The sequence below is a fragment of the Winogradskyella helgolandensis genome (assembly GCF_013404085.1).
Classification (GTDB): Bacteria; Bacteroidota; Bacteroidia; order Flavobacteriales; family Flavobacteriaceae; genus Winogradskyella; species Winogradskyella helgolandensis.
On record NZ_JABFHO010000001.1, the window covers coordinates 3,382,883 to 3,407,301 of the forward strand.

18 protein-coding genes are annotated in these 24,419 nt (G+C 33.8%); 7 read left to right on the forward strand and 11 right to left on the reverse strand.

What is annotated here, in order from left to right; translation table 11 throughout:
- The first annotated feature begins 13 nt into the window (after nucleotides 1-13).
- The 4 genes from HM992_RS14295 (at nucleotide 14) to HM992_RS14310 (ending at nucleotide 4,474) form a co-directional block, all read left to right on the forward strand.
- A complete protein-coding gene (locus tag HM992_RS14295; RefSeq protein WP_179320155.1) occupies nucleotides 14-691 on the forward strand; it encodes a PrsW family intramembrane metalloprotease in 678 nt (225 codons plus the stop codon).
- 95 nt (nucleotides 692-786) lie between these two features.
- A complete protein-coding gene (locus HM992_RS14300; RefSeq protein ID WP_179320156.1) occupies nucleotides 787-1,263 on the forward strand; it encodes an acetyl-CoA carboxylase biotin carboxyl carrier protein subunit in 477 nt (158 codons plus the stop codon).
- A gap of 106 nt (nucleotides 1,264-1,369) precedes the next feature.
- Nucleotides 1,370-2,809, forward strand: coding sequence for an acetyl-CoA carboxylase biotin carboxylase subunit (gene accC, locus HM992_RS14305; protein ID WP_179320157.1), 1,440 nt, complete (start codon nucleotides 1,370-1,372; stop codon nucleotides 2,807-2,809).
- 123 nt (nucleotides 2,810-2,932) lie between these two features.
- Nucleotides 2,933-4,474: an acyl-CoA carboxylase subunit beta gene (locus HM992_RS14310; RefSeq protein ID WP_179320158.1), complete on the forward strand. Its 1,542-nt coding sequence runs from the start codon at nucleotides 2,933-2,935 to the stop codon at nucleotides 4,472-4,474.
- A gap of 14 nt (nucleotides 4,475-4,488) precedes the next feature.
- Here HM992_RS14310 and HM992_RS14315 read toward each other — a convergent pair whose 3' ends face one another.
- The gene (locus HM992_RS14315) at nucleotides 4,489-4,935 is read right to left on the reverse strand and encodes a DinB family protein (protein WP_179320159.1); all 447 of its coding nucleotides are present in this window, start codon (nucleotides 4,933-4,935) and stop codon (nucleotides 4,489-4,491) included.
- An 83-nt stretch (nucleotides 4,936-5,018) separates the two neighbouring features.
- Here HM992_RS14315 and HM992_RS14320 point away from each other — a divergent pair, with 83 nt between their 5' ends.
- A complete protein-coding gene (locus tag HM992_RS14320; RefSeq protein WP_179320160.1) occupies nucleotides 5,019-6,221 on the forward strand; it encodes a multidrug effflux MFS transporter in 1,203 nt (400 codons plus the stop codon).
- Between the two features lie 58 nt (nucleotides 6,222-6,279).
- Here the strand turns inward: HM992_RS14320 and HM992_RS14325 are convergent, their stop codons facing one another.
- Nucleotides 6,280-9,177 carry a T9SS type A sorting domain-containing protein gene (locus tag HM992_RS14325; RefSeq protein WP_179320161.1) on the reverse strand — a complete coding sequence of 966 codons (2,898 nt, stop codon included), beginning with the start codon at nucleotides 9,175-9,177 and terminating at the stop codon, nucleotides 6,280-6,282.
- 211 nt (nucleotides 9,178-9,388) lie between these two features.
- Nucleotides 9,389-10,009, reverse strand: coding sequence for an L-threonylcarbamoyladenylate synthase (locus tag HM992_RS14330; RefSeq protein WP_179320162.1), 621 nt, complete (start codon nucleotides 10,007-10,009; stop codon nucleotides 9,389-9,391).
- A 50-nt stretch (nucleotides 10,010-10,059) separates the two neighbouring features.
- Between HM992_RS14330 and HM992_RS14335 the strand changes: the two genes are divergently transcribed.
- Nucleotides 10,060-10,923, forward strand: a complete 864-nt coding sequence (locus tag HM992_RS14335; RefSeq protein ID WP_179320163.1) for an alpha/beta hydrolase — start codon at nucleotides 10,060-10,062, stop codon at nucleotides 10,921-10,923.
- On the opposite strand, the gene HM992_RS14340 is transcribed toward HM992_RS14335, so the two are convergent.
- Complete coding sequence (locus HM992_RS14340) at nucleotides 10,920-13,271, reverse strand: ATP-dependent helicase (protein WP_179320164.1); 2,352 nt, start codon at nucleotides 13,269-13,271, stop codon at nucleotides 10,920-10,922. The genes HM992_RS14335 and HM992_RS14340 overlap by 4 nt on opposite strands.
- A 133-nt stretch (nucleotides 13,272-13,404) precedes the next feature.
- Between HM992_RS14340 and HM992_RS14345 the strand changes: the two genes are divergently transcribed.
- Nucleotides 13,405-14,676, forward strand: a complete 1,272-nt coding sequence (locus tag HM992_RS14345; RefSeq protein ID WP_179320165.1) for an amidohydrolase — start codon at nucleotides 13,405-13,407, stop codon at nucleotides 14,674-14,676.
- Here the strand turns inward: HM992_RS14345 and HM992_RS14350 are convergent.
- The 7 genes from HM992_RS14350 to HM992_RS14380 all read right to left on the reverse strand — a co-directional run bounded on the left by HM992_RS14350 (nucleotide 14,673) and on the right by HM992_RS14380 (nucleotide 24,413).
- Nucleotides 14,673-16,247 (reverse strand): hypothetical protein, encoded by a 1,575-nt coding sequence (locus HM992_RS14350; protein ID WP_179320166.1) that lies wholly within the window; start codon nucleotides 16,245-16,247, stop codon nucleotides 14,673-14,675. The two genes, HM992_RS14345 and HM992_RS14350, sit on opposite strands and share 4 nt — an antisense overlap.
- 139 nt (nucleotides 16,248-16,386) lie before the next feature.
- Complete coding sequence (locus HM992_RS14355; RefSeq protein ID WP_179320167.1) at nucleotides 16,387-18,141, reverse strand: hypothetical protein; 1,755 nt, start codon at nucleotides 18,139-18,141, stop codon at nucleotides 16,387-16,389.
- A gap of 155 nt (nucleotides 18,142-18,296) precedes the next feature.
- Nucleotides 18,297-19,040 carry a LytR/AlgR family response regulator transcription factor gene (locus HM992_RS14360; RefSeq protein ID WP_195806628.1) on the reverse strand — a complete coding sequence of 248 codons (744 nt, stop codon included), beginning with the start codon at nucleotides 19,038-19,040 and terminating at the stop codon, nucleotides 18,297-18,299.
- Nucleotides 19,037-21,898: a sensor histidine kinase gene (locus HM992_RS14365; RefSeq protein WP_179320168.1), complete on the reverse strand. Its 2,862-nt coding sequence runs from the start codon at nucleotides 21,896-21,898 to the stop codon at nucleotides 19,037-19,039. The genes HM992_RS14360 and HM992_RS14365 overlap by 4 nt, the downstream gene beginning before the upstream one ends.
- Nucleotides 21,899-22,043: 145 nt before the next feature.
- Nucleotides 22,044-23,084 carry an LVIVD repeat-containing protein gene (locus HM992_RS14370; protein WP_179320169.1) on the reverse strand — a complete coding sequence of 347 codons (1,041 nt, stop codon included), beginning with the start codon at nucleotides 23,082-23,084 and terminating at the stop codon, nucleotides 22,044-22,046.
- 107 nt (nucleotides 23,085-23,191) lie between these two features.
- Nucleotides 23,192-23,737 (reverse strand): hypothetical protein, encoded by a 546-nt coding sequence (locus tag HM992_RS14375; RefSeq protein WP_179320170.1) that lies wholly within the window; start codon nucleotides 23,735-23,737, stop codon nucleotides 23,192-23,194.
- A 10-nt stretch (nucleotides 23,738-23,747) separates the two neighbouring features.
- Nucleotides 23,748-24,413: a hypothetical protein gene (locus HM992_RS14380; RefSeq protein WP_179320171.1), complete on the reverse strand. Its 666-nt coding sequence runs from the start codon at nucleotides 24,411-24,413 to the stop codon at nucleotides 23,748-23,750.
- Nucleotides 24,414-24,419 lie beyond the last annotated feature (6 nt).

Sequence of the window (24,419 nt, forward strand, 5' to 3'; positions counted from 1 at the left end):
TTATTTTTGATTTATGAATCTACTCGTATTAGCCATCGCTCCTATCTGTGCCGTTCTTCTATATATTTACGTTCAAGATAAACACGAAAAAGAACCAAGAGGCCTTTTGATTAAAAGCTTTCTTTTTGGAGCTATCATTAGTGTTTTTATTGTTTTTGTATTATACTTTTTCACAGGACGACTTATACCCATTACGGATCAATTTAGTGTTGGTCAACAGTTTATACAAGCCTTTATAGTGGTTGCCTTATCTGAAGAATTCAGTAAATATGTAATTGTAAAATATTATGCACAACCCAAAAAAGCGTTTAACGAACCTTATGACGGTATCATCTATGCTGTTATGGTTTCTATGGGATTTGCGTGTACTGAAAACATAATGTATGTGATTGATGGTGGATATCAAACGGCGATACTTAGAGCATTTACAGCCGTTCCTGCTCATGCGACCTTCGGAATACTTATGGGTTATTTCATGGGCAAAGCTAAATTCTCAAATAACAGAGTTCTACTTAACATAGCAGGATTATTATTAGCCGTTTTGTTTCACGGAGCCTATGACTTCTTCTTGTTTATTAATTTTATTCCTGGAATTTCCATTGGTGCTTTTGTGTCTTTAATTATTGGAATCGTATTATCACGAAAAGCAATAAAACGACATCAGGAAAATTCATACTTTAAATCTTTATAATATTCATAATTATAACATAAGAAACCTGATAAATTTCATATTTTGCAGTGGATTTAGTGATATATTAATATAAATCACCTAAAAAACGCAATTTCATGTACAAAATCAAAGTTAATACTTCCTATATTTTTAATGTCTCAAATGAAGATAGTCAACAACTAGACACTGTAGAAACAGCCCATAATCAATACCATATTCTTCAAAATCATACGCCTATAACAGCTGAAATCATATCTGCTGATTTCAATAATAAACTATATACTATTAAAGTAAACAATAGCACTTATGAAGTGGATATATATGATGCTTTAGATCTGCAAATTGAAGAATTAGGTTTTGAAATTGGAGCGTCAAAACAAGTCAATAACATAAAAGCACCAATGCCTGGTTTAATTCTGGAAATCAACGTAAAAGTAGGCCAAGAGGTACAAGATAATGATGCTTTAATGATTTTAGAAGCCATGAAAATGGAAAATGTTCTTAAGTCACCACGTCATGGTGTGATAAAGTCCATTCAGGTAAAACAAGGACAAACCGTGGATAAGAATTCACTTTTAATTGAGTTTGAATAAACCAATCATCAGTTCGAGTGTTCTGACTATTTAGTTAGAATGTATCGAGCACCTTTAGATAAATAAGTATAATTAAAAAAGACACCTGCTTTCGCAGGCCTTTAAGATGAAAAAACTACTAGTAGCAAACCGAGGAGAAATTGCCATAAGAGTCATGCGAACCGCAAAGAAAATGGGTATTAAAACCGTTGCAGTATTTTCTGAAGCAGACCGAAATTCACCACATGTTAAACATGCAGACCAAGCAGTTTGTATTGGTCCAGCACCTTCAAATGAATCTTATTTACGAGGTGATAAAATTATTGAAGTTTCAAAAGAGCTCAATGTTGATGCCATTCATCCTGGCTATGGTTTCTTAAGTGAGAATGCTGATTTTGCCGAATTATGTGAAGCGAATAATATCCTATTCATTGGACCACGTTCAAAAGCTATTCGAGTAATGGGAAGCAAATTAGCGGCGAAAGAAACCGTAAAAGCTTATGATATTCCAATGGTTCCGGGTACAGACGAGGCCATTACAGACATTCCTGAAGCTAAAAAGATAGCGAAAGGTATTGGTTTTCCTATTCTGATAAAAGCTTCTGCTGGAGGAGGTGGAAAAGGCATGCGTATTGTTGAAAACGAAGCTGAATTTGAATCGCAAATGGACAGAGCAATCAGTGAAGCTAAAAATGCTTTTGGTGATGGTTCCGTATTTATTGAAAAATATGTGGCTTCACCAAGACATATCGAAATTCAAATTATGGCTGATATGCATGGCCATGTTATTCATTTGTTTGAACGCGAGTGCTCCATTCAACGTCGCCATCAAAAAGTAGTTGAAGAAGCACCTTCTGTTGCCTTAACTCCAGAATTAAGAGAGAAAATGGGACAAGCTGCTATTAATGTCGCACGGTCGTGTGATTATATCGGAGCTGGAACCGTTGAATTCCTTTTAGACGAAAACCTTAATTTCTATTTCCTTGAAATGAATACCAGACTTCAAGTTGAACATCCTGTTTCCGAATGGATTGCTGGAGTCGATTTAGTTGAACTTCAAATAAAGGTGGCGAGAGGTGAAAAATTAGATCTAAAGCAAGAGGATTTAAAAATCAATGGTCATGCATTAGAACTTCGTGTTTATGCTGAAGATCCTATGAATGATTTCCTACCAAGTGTTGGAAATCTTGAAGTATACACACTACCCGAAGGAGAAAACATAAGGGTTGATAATGGTTTTGAACAAGGCATGGACATCCCAATTTATTACGACCCAATGCTTTCGAAATTAATTACTTATGGTAAAACACGTGAAGAAGCGATTGAACTCATGATAAAAGCTATAGACAATTATCATATAAAAGGAGTTGAAACTACCTTACCATTTGGACGCTTTGTTTTTGAGCATGAAGCCTTTAGAAGCGGAAATTTTGATACCCATTTTGTAAAAAAACATTTTTCTCAAAGTCTTTTAGAAGATCAGGAAATGTTAGAAGCTGAAATTGCTGCAAAAATTGCTTTGAAACATTTTTTAATGGAGCAGAAACTATTAAAAGTACCAAATTAGTTTTCAATCACAATCTTAGTTTACAGAATTTTCAATTATTAAAGTCCACTAAACGACAAACAACTTAACAACATCATATACAACTTTTGCGCCTTTGCGCTTTCGCGAGAAAAAATAATAAGCATGGAAGACAAGATCAAAATTCTTAACGATAAATTAGCTTTAGCCAAATTAGGAGGAGGACAACCTAGAATATACAAACAACACGAAAATAAAAAACTAACCGCAAGAGAACGCGTTATGTACCTACTCGACGAAGGTTCTTTTGAAGAAATTGGTGCCTTAGTGACTCATAGAACTAAAGATTTTGGTATGGCTGATCTGCAATTTTATGGTGATGGTGTTGTGACAGGTTATGGCACCGTAAATGGCAAATTGATATATGTATTTGCTCAAGATTTTACGGTTTTCGGTGGTTCATTATCCGAAACCCATGCGGAAAAAATATGTAAAATAATGGACATGGCCGTTAATGTAGGCGCACCACTTATTGGTCTTAACGATTCTGGTGGAGCGCGAATCCAAGAAGGCGTGCGTTCATTGGGTGGTTATGCTGATATTTTTTATAGAAACGTCCAATCTTCTGGAGTAATTCCGCAGATTTCTGCTATTATGGGACCTTGTGCTGGTGGAGCCGTTTATTCGCCTGCTATGACGGACTTTACGCTTATGGTTCAAGATACAAGTTATATGTTTGTTACTGGTCCAAATGTTGTAAAAACGGTTACTAATGAAGAAGTAACAAGTGAGGAATTAGGTGGAGCCAGTGTGCATTCATCTAAATCTGGTGTGGCTCATAAAACGGCGTCTAATGATGTGGAATGTTTAGAGGACATTAAACAACTATTGAGCTATTTACCACAGAGCAATAAGGAAAAAGCAGACGATATTCCTTTTGAACTTAAAGACGAAGTTAGAGATGTGTTATCTTCAATTGTTCCAGAGAATCCAAATAAACCTTATGACATGCATGATGTTATAAAAGGTATTATTGATGAAGACTCCTTTTATGAAATCCATAAAGATTATGCCGAAAATATCATCGTCGGTTTTGCGCGTTTAGGTGGAAAAAGTATTGGTATTGTTGCTAATCAACCAATGTTTTTAGCTGGAGTTTTAGACGTTAATAGTTCTAAGAAAGCAGCGCGTTTTGTACGTTTCTGTGATTGCTTTAATATACCTTTATTAGTATTAGAAGATGTACCAGGATTCTTACCAGGAACTGACCAAGAATGGAATGGTATTATCGTTAATGGTGCCAAATTACTATATGCGTTTAGCGAAGCAACAGTGCCTAGAATTACAGTAATCACAAGAAAAGCCTATGGAGGAGCTTATGATGTAATGAATTCTAAACATATTGGAGCTGACATGAACTTCGCTTGGCCAAATGCCGAAATTGCCGTTATGGGAGCAAAAGGAGCAGCTGAAATTATCTTTAAACGTGAAATTTCTCAAGCAGACGATAAAAATGCTAAATTGAAAGAAAAAGAAGCGGAATATGCTAGATTGTTTGCCAACCCTTATAGTGCTGCCGAACGTGGTTTTGTAGATGATGTTATTCTACCTGAAAACACTCGACGCAAATTAATTAAAGCGTTTAGCATGCTTGAAAATAAGGATGTTGTGAAACCTAATCGCAAGCATGGGAATATTCCTTTGTAATTAAGAGTAGTATTCTATTTATCTAGCAATCGTCTGTGATAATTTATTTGTCCCAAATGATAGGCTAAGTGCGAGCTTAAATGAACTAAGAAATATTCAGTAGTCATAGGTGCTCCAAAAACATGAAGCTTATATTCACTTTCTAAATCCTTAAGAGTTAAACTTTTTATAGTACTTTCTACAATACGTAAAGTATCTTCCAGCTGTTGAATTAATTCCTGTTTTGGAACATCTCTTAATGAAAGTTCTAAATCACGCCGTCTTACATAGCCTGAATTACCAATAATTGCTCCTATAAAATGATTCAGGTTTCCAATAAGATGAGTACATAAACTTCCTGCAGAATTGGTTACTGCTCCTTCTATCTTCCAAAGATTAGATTCATGCTTATACAGTCTAATTTCTTCAATCACTTGATTAAGATCTCTTTTGAATAACTTTATTAATGCGTCTGTTAGCATACTATGTAATTATTGAATATTAATATCTGATATAAGAATAACATCAATTCAAAAATAGGTAATAATTGCCTTACTTTTGCCCAATGCAAAATCAAAAACGATCTCAACTAGAATTTGTAGTATTAATGGCAGCGTTAATGTCTATAGTAGCATTATCGATTGATGCCGTTCTGCCTGCTTTACCTAAAATTGGAGATTACTTAAATAGTGTCAACGAAACCGAAAATCAAAAATTAATTACAACGATATTTTTAGGTTTAGGTTTTGGGCAGCTCATTTTTGGCCCCTTATCCGATAGTTTTGGACGTAAGCCTATGGTGTATTTTGGTTTTGGTGTCTTTATTATAGCTTCCATTATTTGTATCACAACACGGAGTTTTGAAATGATGCTTTTTGGTCGGGTTTTACAAGGTATTGGTTTGTCATCTCCAAGAACAATGAGTACTGCTATTGTTAGAGATTCTTACAGTGGAGATCATATGGCAAAAATTTTATCCGTTGTCACCATGACCTTTATTTTAGTGCCTGTAATTGCTCCAATGTTAGGTCAGTTTTTGTTAAATCACTTTGGATGGCACTCCATTTTTACGGTAAACTTAGCTTTTGGATCGTTAATAATATTTTGGTTTTGGAAACGACAACCAGAAACATTACATGAGAAATACAAAAAAACGTTTCGGCTCGCAAATTTTAAATCTGGCGCTATTACTTTTTTCAGAATAAAATCTGCTGTTATTTACACGTTACTTTCAGGACTTGTTACAGGCTCTTTTATGGTGTATTTAAGTACATCACAACAAATCTTTCAAGTGCAGTATCAATTAGGAGATTTATTTCCTTACATTTTTGCCAGTTTAGCTGTCACTATTGGACTATCAACATTCTTAAATAGTGCGATTGTTATACGATTTGGCATGTGGAATTTAGTCCATATAGCCTTAATTGTATTTGTCGTTAATTCTCTGATTTTTGTTATTACGTTTTGGTCAGGCATCAATCCACCAATAGAAGTTTTGATGGTGTTTTTAATGTTACAATTTGCGAGTGTAGCCTTCTTATTTGGAAACTATAGAGCCTTAGCTATGGAACCCATGGGACATATTGCTGGTGTTGGAGCCGCATTAAACGGATTTATTTCTACCGTTATGGCTGTCCCTATAGCTAACTTTATTGGTAGTTTTATTAAAACTTCAGTATTGCCACTTTTTATAGGCTTTTTTGTAACAGGAATTATTGGTTTGATTTTATTCTATAGTGTGAAGAAACCAATAAGAGTGAAAGCTTAATATTTAAATCATCGCTTTCACTCTTTTAGTTACTTTTAATTCATGGCGTTTACCATGCTTATTTCAATATAACTTTTTGTGTTTTATTTTGAGTATTATTATTCAACTCTACAACATACACACCTGTACTTAATCCACTCACATCAATAGCTTGAGATCTACTAGAGGTAATTAAGTTTTTCGAAATAACAATACGACCTTGTAAATCATAAATCGTAGCCTTTGTTGCGTCTGCTAACTGACCTGCAACAACAATTGTTTTATCGGCTGTATTTGTGTAAATAGTTAATGCATCTAAAGTATTTACATTTGTAGATAATGTACTATTACTTAAACGTAGATAGAAACGACCAATACCATTTAAGTTTGCATTTGGCGTTAATACATAATCCCCTGAATTTAACAATGTTGTGGTGTTATTAACCGTATCCTCTAAATATACTTCTACAGTGTTTGGTAATGTAGATTGTGAAATAGTAAACGAAATTTGCTCACCTTGGTTAGCATTCACACCAAGTGGAATAGTAACATCACTTATATTTGAAGTATTTAAAGATTGAAGTGCAAAATTAACGTTTTCATTACTTTCTACTAACTGAGAATAAAGTGCAAATGCAGGTGCTGCACCAAACACTTTAGCATCATAACCAGGATCTAATCCTAAGCTAGAATCCTCATTAAAGTAGAAACTTGTTCTGTACGTATCAGAACCTACAAGATCTAATTTAAGATTGTAACTCATAGATGGAGATCTACCTACAATGTAATCATCAGAACCAGTCAATGTTCTCATATCTGTAGTACTAGATGTTCCGTTATTAAAAACCACATTACCAGAAGCGTTTTTAGAGGCAACCAAAAATCCTTGACCAGGTGCAATATTTAATGTTTCAGTAGTCGCTGCATTTATAATAGTAAAATTACCAGTGGTAGCTTCACTTCCTGTATATGTCCCGCTATTATAAGCATAAATGGCTTCAGCATCATCATCTAAAGCGGCCGCATTGGCAGTTAAAAACTCAGAAGCACTAAGATAACTTGGGTAAGGATTACCAACTAAATTCCATTCATTTCCACCAACAGGACTACTAATAGCAGTATTAACATTACCTGTAACGACATTTCCTGTAAAAGTTAATACTTGGTCGCTAGTTGTAGTTGCAGCTCTATATCCTTTTCCTGATTCTAAAGCTGTGGTAGCAGCTACTTCAAAAATTTCATAAGCGGTAGTACCTGAAGCGTTATTATAGGGACCAAAAGCATAATGTGTTCCGTTAGTTGCTAGTTTAGATGCGTTTGTTGGAGAACCCAAAGCGATAAAAGTATCAAAGTTAAGTCCACTTAATGGTGCTGCAATTAAATCATTTCCAGCACCTGAAGCTGTACCTAACATATTCACATGGCGTTCGTAATTTATTGTACCAGAAATATTACCATTTAAAATTAAGCTTGAATAACTATCAGAAACAGATGTTAAATTCACCGCATCGGTAACTGATAAAGTAACTCCAGAATCAATAGTTAAGCTTCCTCCTGCTTCTACCAATACTGATTGCACAGTTGCATTTGCACTAAGAACTGCATTCTCACCTGATTTCACCAAAAATCGATAACAAGCATCTCCTGTATCTGGAGCGTCGGTAACAGCTAAACCTTTAAAGTAATCCGTACCATCCCAAACAATATCAGAAATGAAACTTAACGTAAAATAATCGTCGTCAGCAAAAGAAACACCTGTTGCTGTTGCTGTAGTTCCTGAAACTGATAAATTATAAGCTGTTGATGTAGCAAAAGTATCATTATTAGCTACTACTAATTGTAAGCCTTCACAGCCTTCTGTGGCTGCAGTAATAGTTGAAATGTCAAACTCTACTGTTACTGTACCTAAATCACCTACTTTACTAACGCGCCACTTTGACGTTAACTCTTGAGAATTGTTGTTTGAATTAAATGCAAAATCATATGCTGGGTCTTTAGTATCTTCTCCCCAAAACAAATACTCGCTATCATTTAAATCTGAAGCAGTACTGATACTAACAATTCCTGTTCCTCTAGAAGCTGAATGATTAGAACCATCTGATGCTTGACCAATACCTGCTACATTGTGGTCAAAATCTCCATTACCAGTATTATCTTGTACATAAAAATCTTTAATGCCGTCTAAAGCTGTACCATATTTTGCTGATAAATAATTTTCAACAATTGTTGTTTCTGCTAGATTAAGTGATCTTTTGTATAAAATAACTTCAGCTATGTCTCCTTTAAAACTTGTAGTAGATTGTCTACCAATTCCGAAATCACTAAAGTTTTGTAGAGTTCCATCATATCCGAGTGTTTCAGAATCTGTTGCATTCACATACTGAATTATATCGGTACCATTATAATCTTGCGTAATAATATACGGAGTATTACCAAGTAACTTTATTCCTCCTGTCTTACTAAATGATTTTACAGTTACATTAGATTGTATACCTCTTCCCCATATATTTCCATTTGTAGCCCACATTCCAATAGATTTATCATTTATAGCATCTGAGAATGCCGTTCCCGATGGTCCTGCTTGAATAATACCTCTAGTGTTACTATCAAAAGATGTTGCTTGCAGCACAACAAATAAACTTACTTGACCGTTTTGTCCTATACCAGTTGCTAAGATTCTATCATCGTTACCATCAAAATATAACGCTGAATAGCCATTTATAGCGTTCGTTTTTAATCTAGGTCTAAGAGCAAATGAACTCTGTAAGGCGTTGTTACCGTTTCCGGATGCATCATTCCACTGTTGTATCGCAGAATCATTAGCACCTTCAGTTGTACCAGCATCTGTATAAGTACTATTTTCGGCCTTTAGCCATATTTCGTTATCCGTTGTGACTCCTCCTGGTCCTGTTTGAGAGAAACTGTAAGTTGATAATAATAACGAAAGAGCTGTGTAAATTTTTACTTTTGTATTCAAAATCTTAAGGGTATAAATTAATTTGTCGGTAAAAATACATAAAAACTCTATGAAAAGCAAATAAACACGCTTAAATGTATTTTTAAGTGAGAAAAACATAAAAGGAATTGTACAACTTAATTATGCTCCTTTTATATAAAGAATACTAATTATTGGGTTGGTTATATTCTATACCTTGAAGAAATTTATAGGCAAAAAAAGTAAACACGGTCTAAAAAATTTCTAAACCACCTTTACCTTCCCTAATAACCTCTGGTGGATCTACAGATAAATCTATAATAGTTGATGCTTCATTATCACCATAGCCACCATCAATTACTAAATCCACTAATTTATCCCATTTTTCATGAATTAACTCTGGGTCTGTGGTATATTCTAAAACGTCATCGTCGTCTCTTATAGATGTTGAAACAATAGGATTTCCCAATGCTGCCACTATAGCCAATGCAATGGAATTATCTGGTACTCTGATACCTACTGTTTTTCGTTTTTTGAAAGGATTTGGTAAGTTTTTAGATCCTGGGAGAATAAAAGTGTAGGGTCCAGGTAAGGCACGCTTCAAAATTTTAAAAGTAGTTGTATCAATTTGTTTTACGTAATCGCTTAGATTACTTAAATCCTCACATACAAATGAGAAATTAGACTTTTCTAGCTTTACACCTTTAATTTGAGCAATACGCTCTAATGCTTTCATGTTGGTAATATCACAACCTAAGCCATAAACCGTATCTGTTGGATAAATTACTAATCCACCATTTTTCAATACTTTAACTACTTTTTGAATTTCCCTAGCATTTGGGTTTTCAGGATATATTTTAATAAACTCCGCCATAATATGTATCTTTCAAATACGTTATACAAAGTAACTATATTTTTTTCAATATGAACCATTTAAAACTTGTATTCATCTTTTTGTTGTCATTTTCAATAGTAACGTCTTGCTCTTCTGAACCTTCTGATGATGATGGCTTAGCCCCTTTAAACACGACAGAATCTTACGAAGCACTTAATATCTCTTATGGTAATGATGACGATCAAGTTTTTGATTTGTACTTACCTGCGAACCGAACTACGGATACAAAAACGATTGTTTTGGTTCATGGAGGAGGCTGGACTTCTGGAGATAAAGGAGACATGAACGAAATTAAGAATTTTATAAAAGATCAAATGCCTAATTATGCTGTTATAAATATTAATTACAGATTGGCAGATGAAAACAACCCACCTTATCCGATGCAAATTAATGATATAACAAGTGTAATTAATTATTTAAAGACCAATCAATCATACTATACCGTTTCTGATAATTTAGGTTTTGTAGGTGCTAGTGCTGGCGCACATTTATCCTTATTATGGAGTTATGCTTTTGATACAGAAAATAAAGTTGACATGGTAGCTAGTATTGTTGGTCCAACAAACTTTACGGATCCTGCTTACTTAAATAACACGAATCTAGAGCTTCAAGAGATTTTAGATAGTTATGGAATTAATGCTTCTACCGATTTTCTAGAAGAGGTCAGTCCTTACCATAGAGCAACGTCTAGCTCTCCTCCTACTATTTTATTCTATGGAGGAGAAGATCCTTTAATTCCAACAACTCAAGGTACTGCAATGCGAGATAAACTTGAGGAGTTAAATGTTACCCACCAATTCACCTTATACCCTAACGAAGGGCATGGTTGGGATGGGCTAAATTTATTGGATACCACTATAAAACTAAAAACGTTTATCGAAACGCATCTTTAGTCTTGCTTTGTTCTTAAGATTTCGAGCTTAGCAAAACGTAAGAGTAAGTTTTTAGTATCACCATTCTGAAATTTAATCTCAGCTTTAGCGTCCGCTCCAGTTCCTTCTAATTTAATAACTTGTCCACGACCAAAACGTTGGTGGTTTACAGTATTACCTACGGTAAGTTTAGAGTCTACAATATTAGAAGCATCACTAACTTTCGCATGTTTTACGCGTTTCAATTTTTTTGGCGTGCTGATAATAAATTTCTCAGGTTTCTTCGTGGTCTTCATAGATTCTTTTTTCTGAAGTTTTGCTGTTTTCGGTTTTGCGAACCTTACTCTATTAGGTTCAATATCTCCAAATATAGACGCATCTAACATTGGATTATGGCTTTCTTTTAAAGGGGTAACGATATCTATAAACTCATCATCTATTTCTTCAATAAAACGACTTGGCTCTGCATCTATCAGCTTTCCCCAACGGTAACGCGATAGTGTATAGGTTAAATAGGCTTGTTTTTCTGCTCGTGTCAAAGCTACGTAAAATAATCGACGTTCTTCTTCAAGTTCACTTCTAGTATTCATACTCATGGCACTTGGAAACAAATCTTCTTCCATTCCCACAATAAATACATGTCCAAATTCTAAGCCTTTTGCCATGTGAATACTCATTAAAGCCACATGATCTGGATCACCTTTATCTCCATCTAAATCTGTTGCCAAAGCCACATCTTCTAAAAATTCAGCTAAAGAATCTCCTGCATCTGCCAACTCAATTTGCCCTTCTACAAAATCTTTTATACCATTAAGTAACTCTTGTACGTTGTCTAATTTAATTACACCTTCTGGTGTTCCGTCTTTTCCGAGTTCTCTAATTAATCCACTTGTTTTAGAAACATGTTCGGATAAATCAAATGCATTTGCAGTCTGATTCATCACTTTATAACTCTCTATAAGCATTATAAAATCACGAAGCTTATTTTTTGTTCCGTTATTAATGTTTATAGACACGGAATCAATATCTTTTATGACATCATAAATGGTTTTACCTGTTGCATTTGCTGCTACGACTAACCTATCTATTGTGGTTTGGCCAATACCTCTAGCAGGATAATTTATAATACGTTTTAATGCCTCTTCATCCGCAGAATTCAGAATTAAACGTAAATAAGCCGTAACATCCTTAATTTCTTTTCTTTGGTAAAATGACAAACCTCCATAAATTCTATATGGTAAATCTCGTTTTCTTAGGGCATCTTCAATAGCTCTAGATTGTGCATTAGTACGATATAATACAGCAAATTCACTATTACTAAGCTGGTTATTCATTTTAGTTTCCCAAATGGTACTTGCGACATAACGACCTTCATCAGCATCTGTCATTGCACGATGAACAATTACTTTTTCTCCCTCTATATTAGCTGTCCAAACTATTTTATCAATCTTAGTTTTATTATGTTCGATAACTGAGTTTGCCGCACCAACAATATTTTTTGTTGAGCGGTAATTCTGTTCTAATCGAAACATTTTAACACCATCATAATCCTTTTGGAAATTCAAAATGTTATTAATATTTGCACCACGGAAAGCATATATACTTTGTGCATCGTCACCTACCACACAGATATTTTGAAAACGATCTGCTAAAGCACGAACAATTAAATATTGCGAATGGTTAGTATCCTGGTACTCATCTACCAAAATATAACGAAACTTATCTTGATACTGCGCTAACACATTCGGAAAACGTGTTAATAATTCGTTGGTTCTCAACAATAAATCATCAAAATCCATAGCTCCTGCTTTAAAACAGCGATCTACATATTCTTTATAAATTTCACCCATTTTTGGTCGCCTTGCCATAGCATCAGCTTCCATTAATTCTGGATTTTTAAAGTAGGCTTTTACTGTAACGAGACTGTTTTTATAAGATGAAATTCGACTATAAACCTGCTTAGTTTTATAAATATCTTTATCGAGTCCCATTTCTCTAATAATGGCACCCATTAATTTTTGCGAATCTTGAGTATCGTAAATCGTAAAGTTACTTGGGTAGCCTAAATGATGACCTTCAAAACGTAAAATCTTAGCAAAAACAGAGTGAAATGTCCCCATCCAAAGGTTCTTGGCTTCATCACCAACAATATCTGCAATTCTTCCTTTCATTTCTTTGGCAGCCTTATTCGTAAAGGTTAATGCCAAAATATTGAAAGAATCAATGCCTTTACTCATTAAATAAGCAATACGATAAGTAAGTACACGAGTTTTACCAGAACCTGCACCTGCAATGATTATCATTGGGCCATTGATCTGAACAGTGGGTTCTAATTGTGCTTCATTAAGCTGACTGAGATACTTTTCCAAGCTATAAATTTTTGAATCAGTAAAATTACGGATAGTACCATAGTTTTCCGCATAGAAACACTATAAATTATAAACAAACTATTAAGAATTCTAGTTGATTAAATTTCAATATATTAGTGGAAATCTTTTTAACATGAAACAATTAGCCGTACTCCTCACGTTTTTATCACTATTTTCTAATGCTCAAAATTCCATTGAAAGCGATATCAATGCTATTGAAAACAAAATGATAGCTTGGAGACATCATTTCCATGAGCATCCAGAATTATCAAATAGAGAATTTAAAACGGCTGAAAAAATAGCAGAACATTTAAAATCTTTAGGATTAGACGTTGAAACTGGGATTGCGAAAACGGGAGTTGTGGCGCTTTTAAAAGGAGACCAACCGGGAAAAGTTATTGCTTTGCGAGCAGACATCGATGCACTACCTGTTACAGAACGAAACGATTTAACGTTTAAATCTGAAGTGAAAACTACATTTTTAAATACGGAAACCGGAGTGATGCATGCTTGTGGGCATGATACGCACATTTCAATTTTAATGGCTACGGCTGAAGTGTTATCAAAACATAAGGACAAAATAAAAGGGACAATCAAATTTATTTTTCAACCTGCAGAAGAAGGCCCTCCACCAGGCGAAGAAGGTGGAGCAAAATTAATGATCAAAGAAGGGGTTTTAGAAAACCCTAAAGTAGATGCTATATTTGGTCTTCATATTGACTCTGGAACTCCTGTTGGTTCTATAACTTATAAAACGGGTGGCATTATGGCTGCTGTAGAGCGCTTTGTAATTGATGTAAAGGGGAAACAAACGCATGGCTCTCAACCTTGGTCAGGAGTGGACCCGATTTTGATTTCGGCAAAAATAATAGATGGTTTGCAAACAATTATTAGTAGAGAATCGGATCTAACTAACGAAGCTGCGGTAATTACTGTTGGTAAAATTACGTCTGGTACACGTTTTAATATCATTCCGGAATCAGCAGAAATGATTGGAACTGTTAGAACTTTAGATCCAAAAATGCGTGTTCACATTGAAAAACGCATGACGGAAATGGTGCAGACGATCGCCAAAGCTTATGGTGGTGAGGCTTCTATTACATTTCAAAATTTTACGTCTATCACATTTAATGATCCTGACTTAACAGCACAGGTATTACCTTCTTTACAAAAAGCAGCAGGCGACTCTAATGTTTCTATAATAAAGGCAACAACTGGCGGCGAAGACTTTTCTTATTTCCAAGAAGTAGTTCCTGGCGTATATTTTTTCTTAGGAGGTATGACACCTAGTACAACTGAATCATTTCCACATCATACTCCAGATTTTAAAATTGATGATAGTAGTATGTTACTCGGAGTAAAAGCATTTACGCAATTGACATTAGATTATTTGAATAGTTATTAATCTTTCTTCTTGTCTCCATCGCCTGCCATGGCAGAAAGTAAGGCCGCTTTTATATTTAACCATGTAAAGTTAAATACAGATTTGTTAGTTTCTCGTTCTACATTTTCGGATTGGCCATAACGGAAATTCTTTTTATCATCCTCACTATCTTCAGAAACAAATAGATTGACTAAACCCGATAAAAATTTATTCTTTTCTCTACCGTCTTTTTTTAGGATTGACACTTCAAAATCATCATATTTCATTTTTAAATCTATACGAGAATTTTGTGGGTTACCACTAATTGTAAAGTAGGTTTGTTTTAATTCACCATTTAAATCCACATTAAGATTAGGTTTTGTAAACTGATCCATTTGAGCTGCATTGAAAAAACCTAAATCAGCTTTGAAGACAAATTGATCTGTAGTGTCAGCAACTTTAAAATTCCAATTTACTTTTAAAGGTGAATCCTCCATAAAGGTTGATTGTATTTCAATAGCCGTATCATCATTTCCAAATGTGTTTCCTAAATTAGTAAATGTAGCATTTAGGTTGTTAAAATCTAAACGACCAGCTTCTTCATCTACATTTACTTTTTCTAAATATGAAAGACTTCCATCAGTTATTTCAACCGTATTAATCCCCAAATTGAAGTTTAAATCTCTAAGAGATGTTCCATATAATGGTTTATACGACAAATCATCTGCTACCAATTTATCTCTATATATTTCGGCTTTAGGTGCGGTTAAATTCACTTTTTTGGAATTGAAATAAAAGTCTTCAGAACTATTGAGTCCAAAATCCATATCTGAAACCAGTATCTCTTCTATGTTTAAGTTAAAATGGTCGCGTTCTTTAGTGAGAATTTTTGAATATTCTGATTTAGAATATTTAGTTTTTAATTTGAAGGCTTTAAATGTAGCTCTATTGTTGGTGATTTGTATGGCATCAGCCAAGATATCATCATAGGTATTGGTTGCCCATTTTAGATTTTCAGCCTTTAATTCAAAATTATTATATGTAATTTTCTTGTTTGCTGTTGATGCTTTAGGATCTATTTGTAAGTCGAGAACTTCGAAATTTAAGTTAGGAATACTCAAAATTATAGAATCACTTTCATAATTCGTTATTAATACATCGGCCTTAGTAATTGCGATTTTTTCGGCATGAATAATTTGTTTGATCTTATCTAGAAAACTACTTTGGTAATCCTCATTCTTCACCACTGAGTTATGTTTGTATTTTGCTACCAACTCATCGATTACAAGGGATTCAATCGTTATTTTATCATTAAAAAGTAAATCCCAATAGCCAACATCATTGATTTCTATAGATTTAAGTTTTGCGTCTAAAATGGTTTTGTTAGTTGTTTCTCCTGAGACAAGGATTGTTGGGGATTTCACCTCAACATGACCTGTCCATATATTAGCATAAATAGTTGTATACTCGATTTTAGTGGATTCGGAAACATTTTGAAGCTCCTCACCTATTTTTTGTTCAATAAAACTATTTGCTAAGAATGATAGTAGCACAGTAACGATTACTATAATAGCTATTACAATGATCGCTTTTTTATGTTTTGGTTTTGTCATTTTATTCAGTCCTGAAATATTATGGATGAATCTACCTAAACGCTTTTAAAACCATTAACCAATACCCTATTTATGTTAACTCAAAAAGAGCCATTTCAAACTATGAAATGGCTCTTTAGGTATTATTCTTCTTTTTCTATTAACTATCTCTTAGCACATGAATAGTGATTGCTAAGTTTCTTACGGCACCGCTCGTATCCGTATAGGTCCCAGTTATAGTCATATCGACATAACCTCCTATCGGTCCAAAATTTGATATAGTAAATTGCAGCGTATCTGGTGCATTATAATCCATATCTAACATAGACGATTGTACCCAAAAGTCTGGAGTTGTATAGGTACCTGGTGTGGTTGTATCACCACCTACTCCAATTGAACCATCTTCGGATTGACCAGACACTATAAACATGCCGCCTACTGGTCCTTCTTGATACGCATAGAGCCCCATTAAAAGATACTCTGCAGGATCACTATCTACTTGCACAGAAATAAACTCCGTTACCGTACTACAAGCCATAATACTACCAACATTAGGCGTGCTTAAATTGAAAGGTAAAACGGTTGTTGATTGAAATGCATCGTAATCTACTCCTTCTAAAGAAAACGTATTTATGGAAGCACATTTAATAATATTCATTGCAAAAGCTCCACTAGTAACTTCAGCCAATGCCTCCTGATTTCCGTAAGTTAAATTCACATAACCGTCCGTAACATTAGCATTACTACAGTTTACTAAGTTACCTGATATGACTTCGGTTACAGTACCTGAAAGTACAATGTCGCCATAATTAGTATCCGTTGAAAATGGGCCAATAAGTGTTGAAAACACGACTGCTCCACACTGATCATATGCCGTGAGCGTTATGGTTTCGTTTGTTGGAATTAATCCACAAATTTCACCATTTGCATTTGAGAACCCATATCTAGGATAGACCTCTCCTGCTCTTCCTAATGATACTTTTACATTAGAAATTGGTACGTTTACATCATCTACAACATTTAAACAAAACGATACCGTTGGAAAAGGGGCATCACAATTCCACCAAGAAAAATGAGAAACGTCTCCAATATATACACCACCAATTAAATCGGCTTCACCATCTTCTACCCAATACCCATTGACCTCATCAAAATGCCATAATGGAATTGTTGAAGGTGCTACTCCACTTTGTGCAGGATCTAATGGCATATGTATTTCAGCCAAATGACCATCTGCTATATTTAATTTCTGACCAGAATCACCTTTTAACTCCACGTTTAACATACCATACGTTTCTAGTAATTGCTCATCATCGTCATTGTTTATAGCTTGCAAATTTCCAGGCATTACATCATATACATTAGCATGCGCAGGGTCTAAATGATACATATACACATCAACATTACCAGAGTACGCATTTCCATCTTCATCTTTAAAAGCACCATCGAACTTTACTTTAGCACCGTTACCTAGAGACACTTCACTATTTGTTCCTGAAGACACAGAACCTGTTAGGTTTTTAGCAACAAGCATAATACGCACATTACTTATACCCTCTGTAGGCACTACCGTTTTTAAGCCTATAATAAAACCTGCTTTTTCTGCCGTTACATAAGCTTGCCTTTCATTAACAGAAGCATTTTTAATCATAAAAATACCATTGGCATCCGTTGTCGCTACCTTGCTTCCTATTACGACGCTTACATCACTTAAAGGCATAGAAGATTCATCTATTATTTTACCCATAAAGTCCCTTTGAATACTTGCGCCTTGATCTATAACGCCTATGTCATTGTGGTCACTGTCAGAAGATGTGTCGTTGAAACCTTCCTCTTTTTCACAGGATGTAAATAGAACGCTAAACACTAGAACTAACGCTAGTGAAATTTTTGAAATTGCTTGTCTTGTTTTCATATTGTTTTGAGTTAAGAGTGTTGTTAATTTATTATCACCCTTATATCAAAACAAGCTTCGATTTGTTACCCTATTTTTTAAATTAAATTGAAATTTTAATTGCTAATGGCTTGAAATTGCATTGCGCTTCTATCTTATTTTGCTCGTAAGTCTACTTAATTAAATAGCTCTAGAAACGCTTTTTTATTAGCTCTAGAAATTGGAATACGTTGTTTATTTTCTAATACCAAATACCCTTCGTTTTCAAAATGTCTCACCTTATTGAGATTTACGATATGCGATTTATGGCATTTAAAAAAATTAGAGGACACCACTTTTTCAAACTTCCCTAAGTTATAAGAACTCATTAAAGTAGAATTATCTTCTAAATGGATTTTAGTATAACCTTCATAGCCTTCAATATGTAAAACTTCATCTTGGGGAATAAAGGATAAGCCCTTAACGGTAGGAACAATCAGCTTATTATTGTCTGTAACTGTAGTTGAAATTAACTTTAACAACTTTGAATTTAGTTCTACATTATCTTGAGCTTCCACGCTTTTAATCGCTTTCTCAACGGCAAACTTTAATTCTATGTCGTCAATCGGCTTTAGAATATAGTCAATCGCGTTTTGCTTAAATGCTTGTATCGCATATTCGCTGTATGCTGTTACAAATATGACCTGAAAATCAATCACCTCAACAGCTTCTAACAATTCAAAACCATTTATTCTTGGCATTTGTATGTCTAAAAAGACCAATTGCGGCTTTAACTCTTTTATGGCTGCTATAGCCAATTCTGGTTTTTGGTAACTACCTACAACGTGAATATCTGGAAATAAATTTTTAATTTTTTTATGCAGGCCTTTAATATTCGAAATTTCATCATCGACAATTACCGCGGTAAGATTTTCAATCATAATTTTTGCATTATAAATATGGATTTATTCCCCTTTTCGTATTGATCTGGATAAAGTTCTTGCTCTGAATACGAGATATTCCATTTTTTAGAATTATTCAGAAAATGCAATCGGTCTTTTAAAACACTCGATGACTTCACCCCTTGTCGTTGTCCCTTAGCTGTATTTACAAATCCTACTCCATCATCTATAATTTCTACAATTAAACTACCCTCATCTCCTTTTTTAAAATTAACGGTAACTGTCCCCTTGTCTTCCTTATTAAATAAACCATGATTGATGGCATTTTCAATAATAGGTTGTAAAATCATTGTCGGCACTTTTATATCTTCCACAAATAAACCGTCATCAACATTAATTTTAAAACTTAGTTTCTCCTTAAAACGCAGTTTTTCTATTTCTAAATAACTTTGAAGTAAGCTTATTTCTGAAGCTAAAGAGATCTCGTTTTCTTTAGAGAGTTCGAAAAACTGTCTGATAAGTTTAGAGAATTTCACCAGATACCTTTCTGATGCTTCAAAATCATTTTCGTTAATATAAAATTGAATTGCCGCTAAGGAATTGAACACAAAATGTGGATTCATCTGTGAGCGTAAGGCTTTTAGCTGAAGCTCTATTAGACGTTTATCTTCAAATATTTTTTGATTCTTTTTGAATTCAGATTTTTTAACAATGAATCTCGATATTAAAACAATAAGAAAAATACCGATTAATACTACTATGAGTTTAAACCAAAACGTTTGCCACCACAAGGCTTTAACTTTGAAACTTATATCCTTTGAAATGGACTTATTATATACCTGAAACACATAATTTCCTGGCTGAAGATTATTATAATTTACGGAATTAATTGTGGTATGAACCCAATCGGTTTGCAAGGGTTCTAACTTATAGAAATACCCTTCATTTTTAAGCCTATCTTCGGAATAATCGATAGTTTCAAATTTAAAATTTACCGCATTGTTATTGTCATAATGAAATGCAGTATGACCTTTGGTAATGGATTGTTCATTATATGTGGCTTCAGTGATGAAGACATCAATTAATAAATCCTTTTTTGTCTGATTAATTGGCACAATGGCCAATCCATTATTAGTCCCAACAATTAAGTCTTCTTTGACAACACTAACGGTATTAACATTGTTATTTGGTAAACCATCGTTACTATTATACGTTCTAACTAATTTGTATTCGTTGTTGATCCTGGTATAATGCAACACTCCAGAATTAGTTGCTAACCAAATCGCGTTGTCTTGAATAAATGCATCTTGAACGATTAAAAATTCAGAATATTCTAAAGGCTTCATCGTTCTTAAATCCGAAATATAGCTCCCAAAACCATCGGTATTAATTAAAATATCTGATTCCGATAATGCTTTAATACTGAGTAATGGTTTATTAAAAATTCCATCGTCGAACTCTATTTTTTTTATAGTATCGCTTTCTAATTCCTTTAAGCCATTATTGGTGGCTATGATCAATCGGGAATTAAAAACTAAGAAATCATTAGCTCCTTTTAGAATGATATCTTTTTCTATATTAAAGCTCTCAGCATTTATTTTAAAAATTCCAAAAGAATAAATACCATATAAATTGGACTTAAAAAAAGTCAGTTTCTTTACAAACGAGTTAATATGTCGTGATGATTTTGCATTTTCATTAAAGTTGATGTCTACTCTTTTTTGTTCTCCTTCGGAAATAATGCCTGAATGTTTTAAGAAATACGTGCGCTTAAGGCTATCAATGTAAACTCCGCCAAAATTATAATCGTCAGAAGCGATATAGGGATCAAAGGTTTTATTTATAGGATTGTATTTGAAGAATCCTTTATTATAAACACTTGCAAACAACTCGTTATTTATATAATTTAAGTTTTGAACTTTTTCATTATTAAAGCGGTAAACTATGTTTTGCTTTATGTAAGATAATTTATAAACTCCGTTAGTAAACGTAGCTAGCCATACCGTATTCTGTTGGTCTATAAAACCAAAATGTGCATTTAACTCTGGCGGAAAGAAAAAAGGATTTGAGATATGTAGATCCCTATTCAGTGTGCCTACAAAGCGATCTCCTGAGATTTGAATTGAATTTCCAATTAAATTAATTCTAGGGTATTTTAAAGTTTCTATACCAACTTCATCTATAAATTTAAAACTTTTTAAAGCATATGTTTTTAGATTTAAAATACTATAAGTTTTTTCCGAAGCCCAAAAAAATAAGCTATCACTTATCTGACCTCGAGAACTATTTTGATTAATAATACCTTTAGTAGAGCTTTTACTTAAAATATGATTTTGGTTATCATAAACATTTAGGATTTCATCTTCTAACCTCATGCCTAAATAAGCCACCTTATCATTAAAAACAGTGGTATAATCTTCTCTTGTTTTATTTTCTATTTGAATTTCAAAACTTCTCCATACGTTATTTTTTAACTTATAAATCTTTTTGGGTCCTGCCGGATAAACTTCATTATTTAGCTGAATTGAGTATATAGGGTTTATGGTTTCTTCTTCATTTTCATTAGGAAATGATAACACACTATCATTCTCTATATATCCTAAATGAGTTGATTTAGACATGTACCAAATTTTACCATCTGGCGTGGGAAAAGCATCCCAAACATCATTATTAGGTAAACCTTGTTTTGTAGTAAAGGTTTTAAATGTTTTACCATTATATCTCACCATGCCTTTATCGGTTAAAAACCACATAAAGCCTTTAGCATCTTGCATAATAGTATAGACGTGATTACTAGGCAAACCGTCCCTTGTCGCATAATTGGTATATTGTTGTGCGAATGAAAAACTCCATATCAGAAGAAAATAAATTGTGATATAGAGTTTGTTATGTTTCAATAAAATTGTTTGTCTTTATTTCTTAGTTGTATGAAGGCTAAATATAACTGTAAATTTAATCTTTAATTATTTTTTTAGTCGAAATACAATTTCTGTTTTACATTATAAACTTAGCAATCAAGCTCTATGTAACGTTTGTTTGTTTTTATTGACCTAATGCTATAAAATTTCCGAAACCAGTTCCTAAAGAAGATTCTAATACAAAATCATTACCACTGATATCATAAATATGAAGTCCATTTGCATCTGTTACATAAGCGTAATTTCCATGTAATGCTACACCACTTGATCTCGATAATATTTTCATATCTTGTAAGGAAAGTGTAGCCAAATCATACATTCTAACACTATCAGAACTATTTTGCAGAGGAGCATTTGCACTAGCTTTCATGGTTACATAAGCATTACCATTATGAATTGCGAAAGCTGTAGGATATCCTTCTATATTAACCTCGTTAACTAACGTAAGCGTCGCAGCATCGAATTGTTTTATTTTCTTATCTATTGTATTAGCAACAAAAAGGTAAGTTCCATCGGTTTCAACCCAAGAATGATATTGACCAAAAGGAGCATCACCATAAGAAGCCGTATCAACATCTGTGGTATTTGTTGTTCCTGTTGCCGCAGGAGTTCCTGGTGTTGTAACATCGTAAGAATGTAAACCGTTGGCTTGATCTATGACAAATAATTCATTTTGAACCTTTGTGAGGCTCATAGCATCTCCACCAGAATTTAATTGACTAGTAAAATTAAAACTAGCGATATCTACAACATGTAAACCTCTATAAACATCTGTTAAATAAGCCACATTGTTAACCGTATACATATCACTTAATAAACTAAAAGCAAGTGTATTATTTTTTTGAATCTCTGCCTGAATACTTGGCAATGCTACATTACTAATATCTATGATACTTAAATAAGGTTCAGTAACATCATATTGAGCAACATATGCCACATCCGGAGATACACTTACAAAGTAAGAGGTATTTACCGCAATACTATTTACTAAAGTTGGTGCGGTTGGTACCGTAATATCAATAATTTTTAAATCTGTACCATCTGTGATATAGGCATACTCCGCATTTATGGTGCTTCCAGAACCGCTTGAAGAGCTATTATCACTACAACTAAAAGCCAATAATACGACTAATGTTGATACTATCGTTTTTATATTTGTTTTCATGTGTTTATTTTTTTCGAAGGTCACATGCTGTTCGTTATTAATCAGATCTTTGTTATTAATAATTTTAACATGCGCGTTTCATAATTTTTATTATTTATTTGAATCACTTATTCTCTTAAAACTCTACCCTCTCCTACTATCGATCCTTGAATAGAATTATCCGTCGCAAGTAAAAAATCACCTTGAAAAGTAAATTCTATATAGTCTCCTACATTCACTGGGTGCACGGTAATTGTGCACACAATAGGATTACTTGGCATGACCGTCCAACTAGACAAAAACGTATGACCAGGAGTTAATTCTGTGAAATAAAAATTAGCCGTTAGACCATCCGATACTCCCCAATTAAAATTAGTCGTATTAGTGAATGATGTAAAATCTTGAAACGTAAAATCGGCATCAACAATAACAGTCGCACCATCTGCCGTTGCCGCACCTGCTCTAAAATAAAATTTCTCAAACGTAGAATTGGGATTTGGCTCATACCGTCCTCTAGCGTAAGCATCAAAAATACGGTCAGGACCATTATTTATTGAATATTTAAAATACTCACTCGTATTTAAGGTTGGTATAATTGTATCGTCGTCACTACTACAGCTAAAACTCAAGAGCACTAATGCCATTAAAAGCATCGATTTAAAAAATGATTTCATAGTAATTGTTTTAATCTAATATTATTCCTAAAGTTCCCTCGTAATGACCAGTAATAGAAGTGCCATCTGAAGCTAAAAAAGTATAGTCTACATCGATTGTGCTATTTGATGGCACATTTGTATCAATGTTTATTGCATTTATGATCACCGTCGGTCCTATAGTTCCTACAGTATACCAAACTCCACTTGTTTCTGGAAGGTGACCATAATTAATTCCATTTTCTGTTCCGAAAGAAGAGGAAACAACTCCGTCATAAGCTATTAAAGAATCTGCTGAGTAATTAGGTACACCAGTACTTAAGCTAGAACCAATATACGTATTACCAGTAGAAATTAAACTCGTAGATAAACTTGCATTATCATCTACGGATATTTTTATTAAAGCCAATTTTGAAGTTGTATTAACCGAATAGGCATACGCATAACCAAGACCTACATCTCCAAAAGAATCTGTGATTCTTCCATCAGTAAACATAAAGTTGTAATGATCCGGATTACCATCTGCATTGCTGTCTAATTGATCTATAGTGACGTATGCATTTACAGATTCGTGAAATGTTGAGTTTATTGTAAATCCATCTGTTGAAGCTGCTGACGTCGCATCATCATTATTGTCGCAGTTAAAAAAAGTCAGTATTATAACCGACATCAATACGGTTTTTTTTAATGATTTCATAATTAG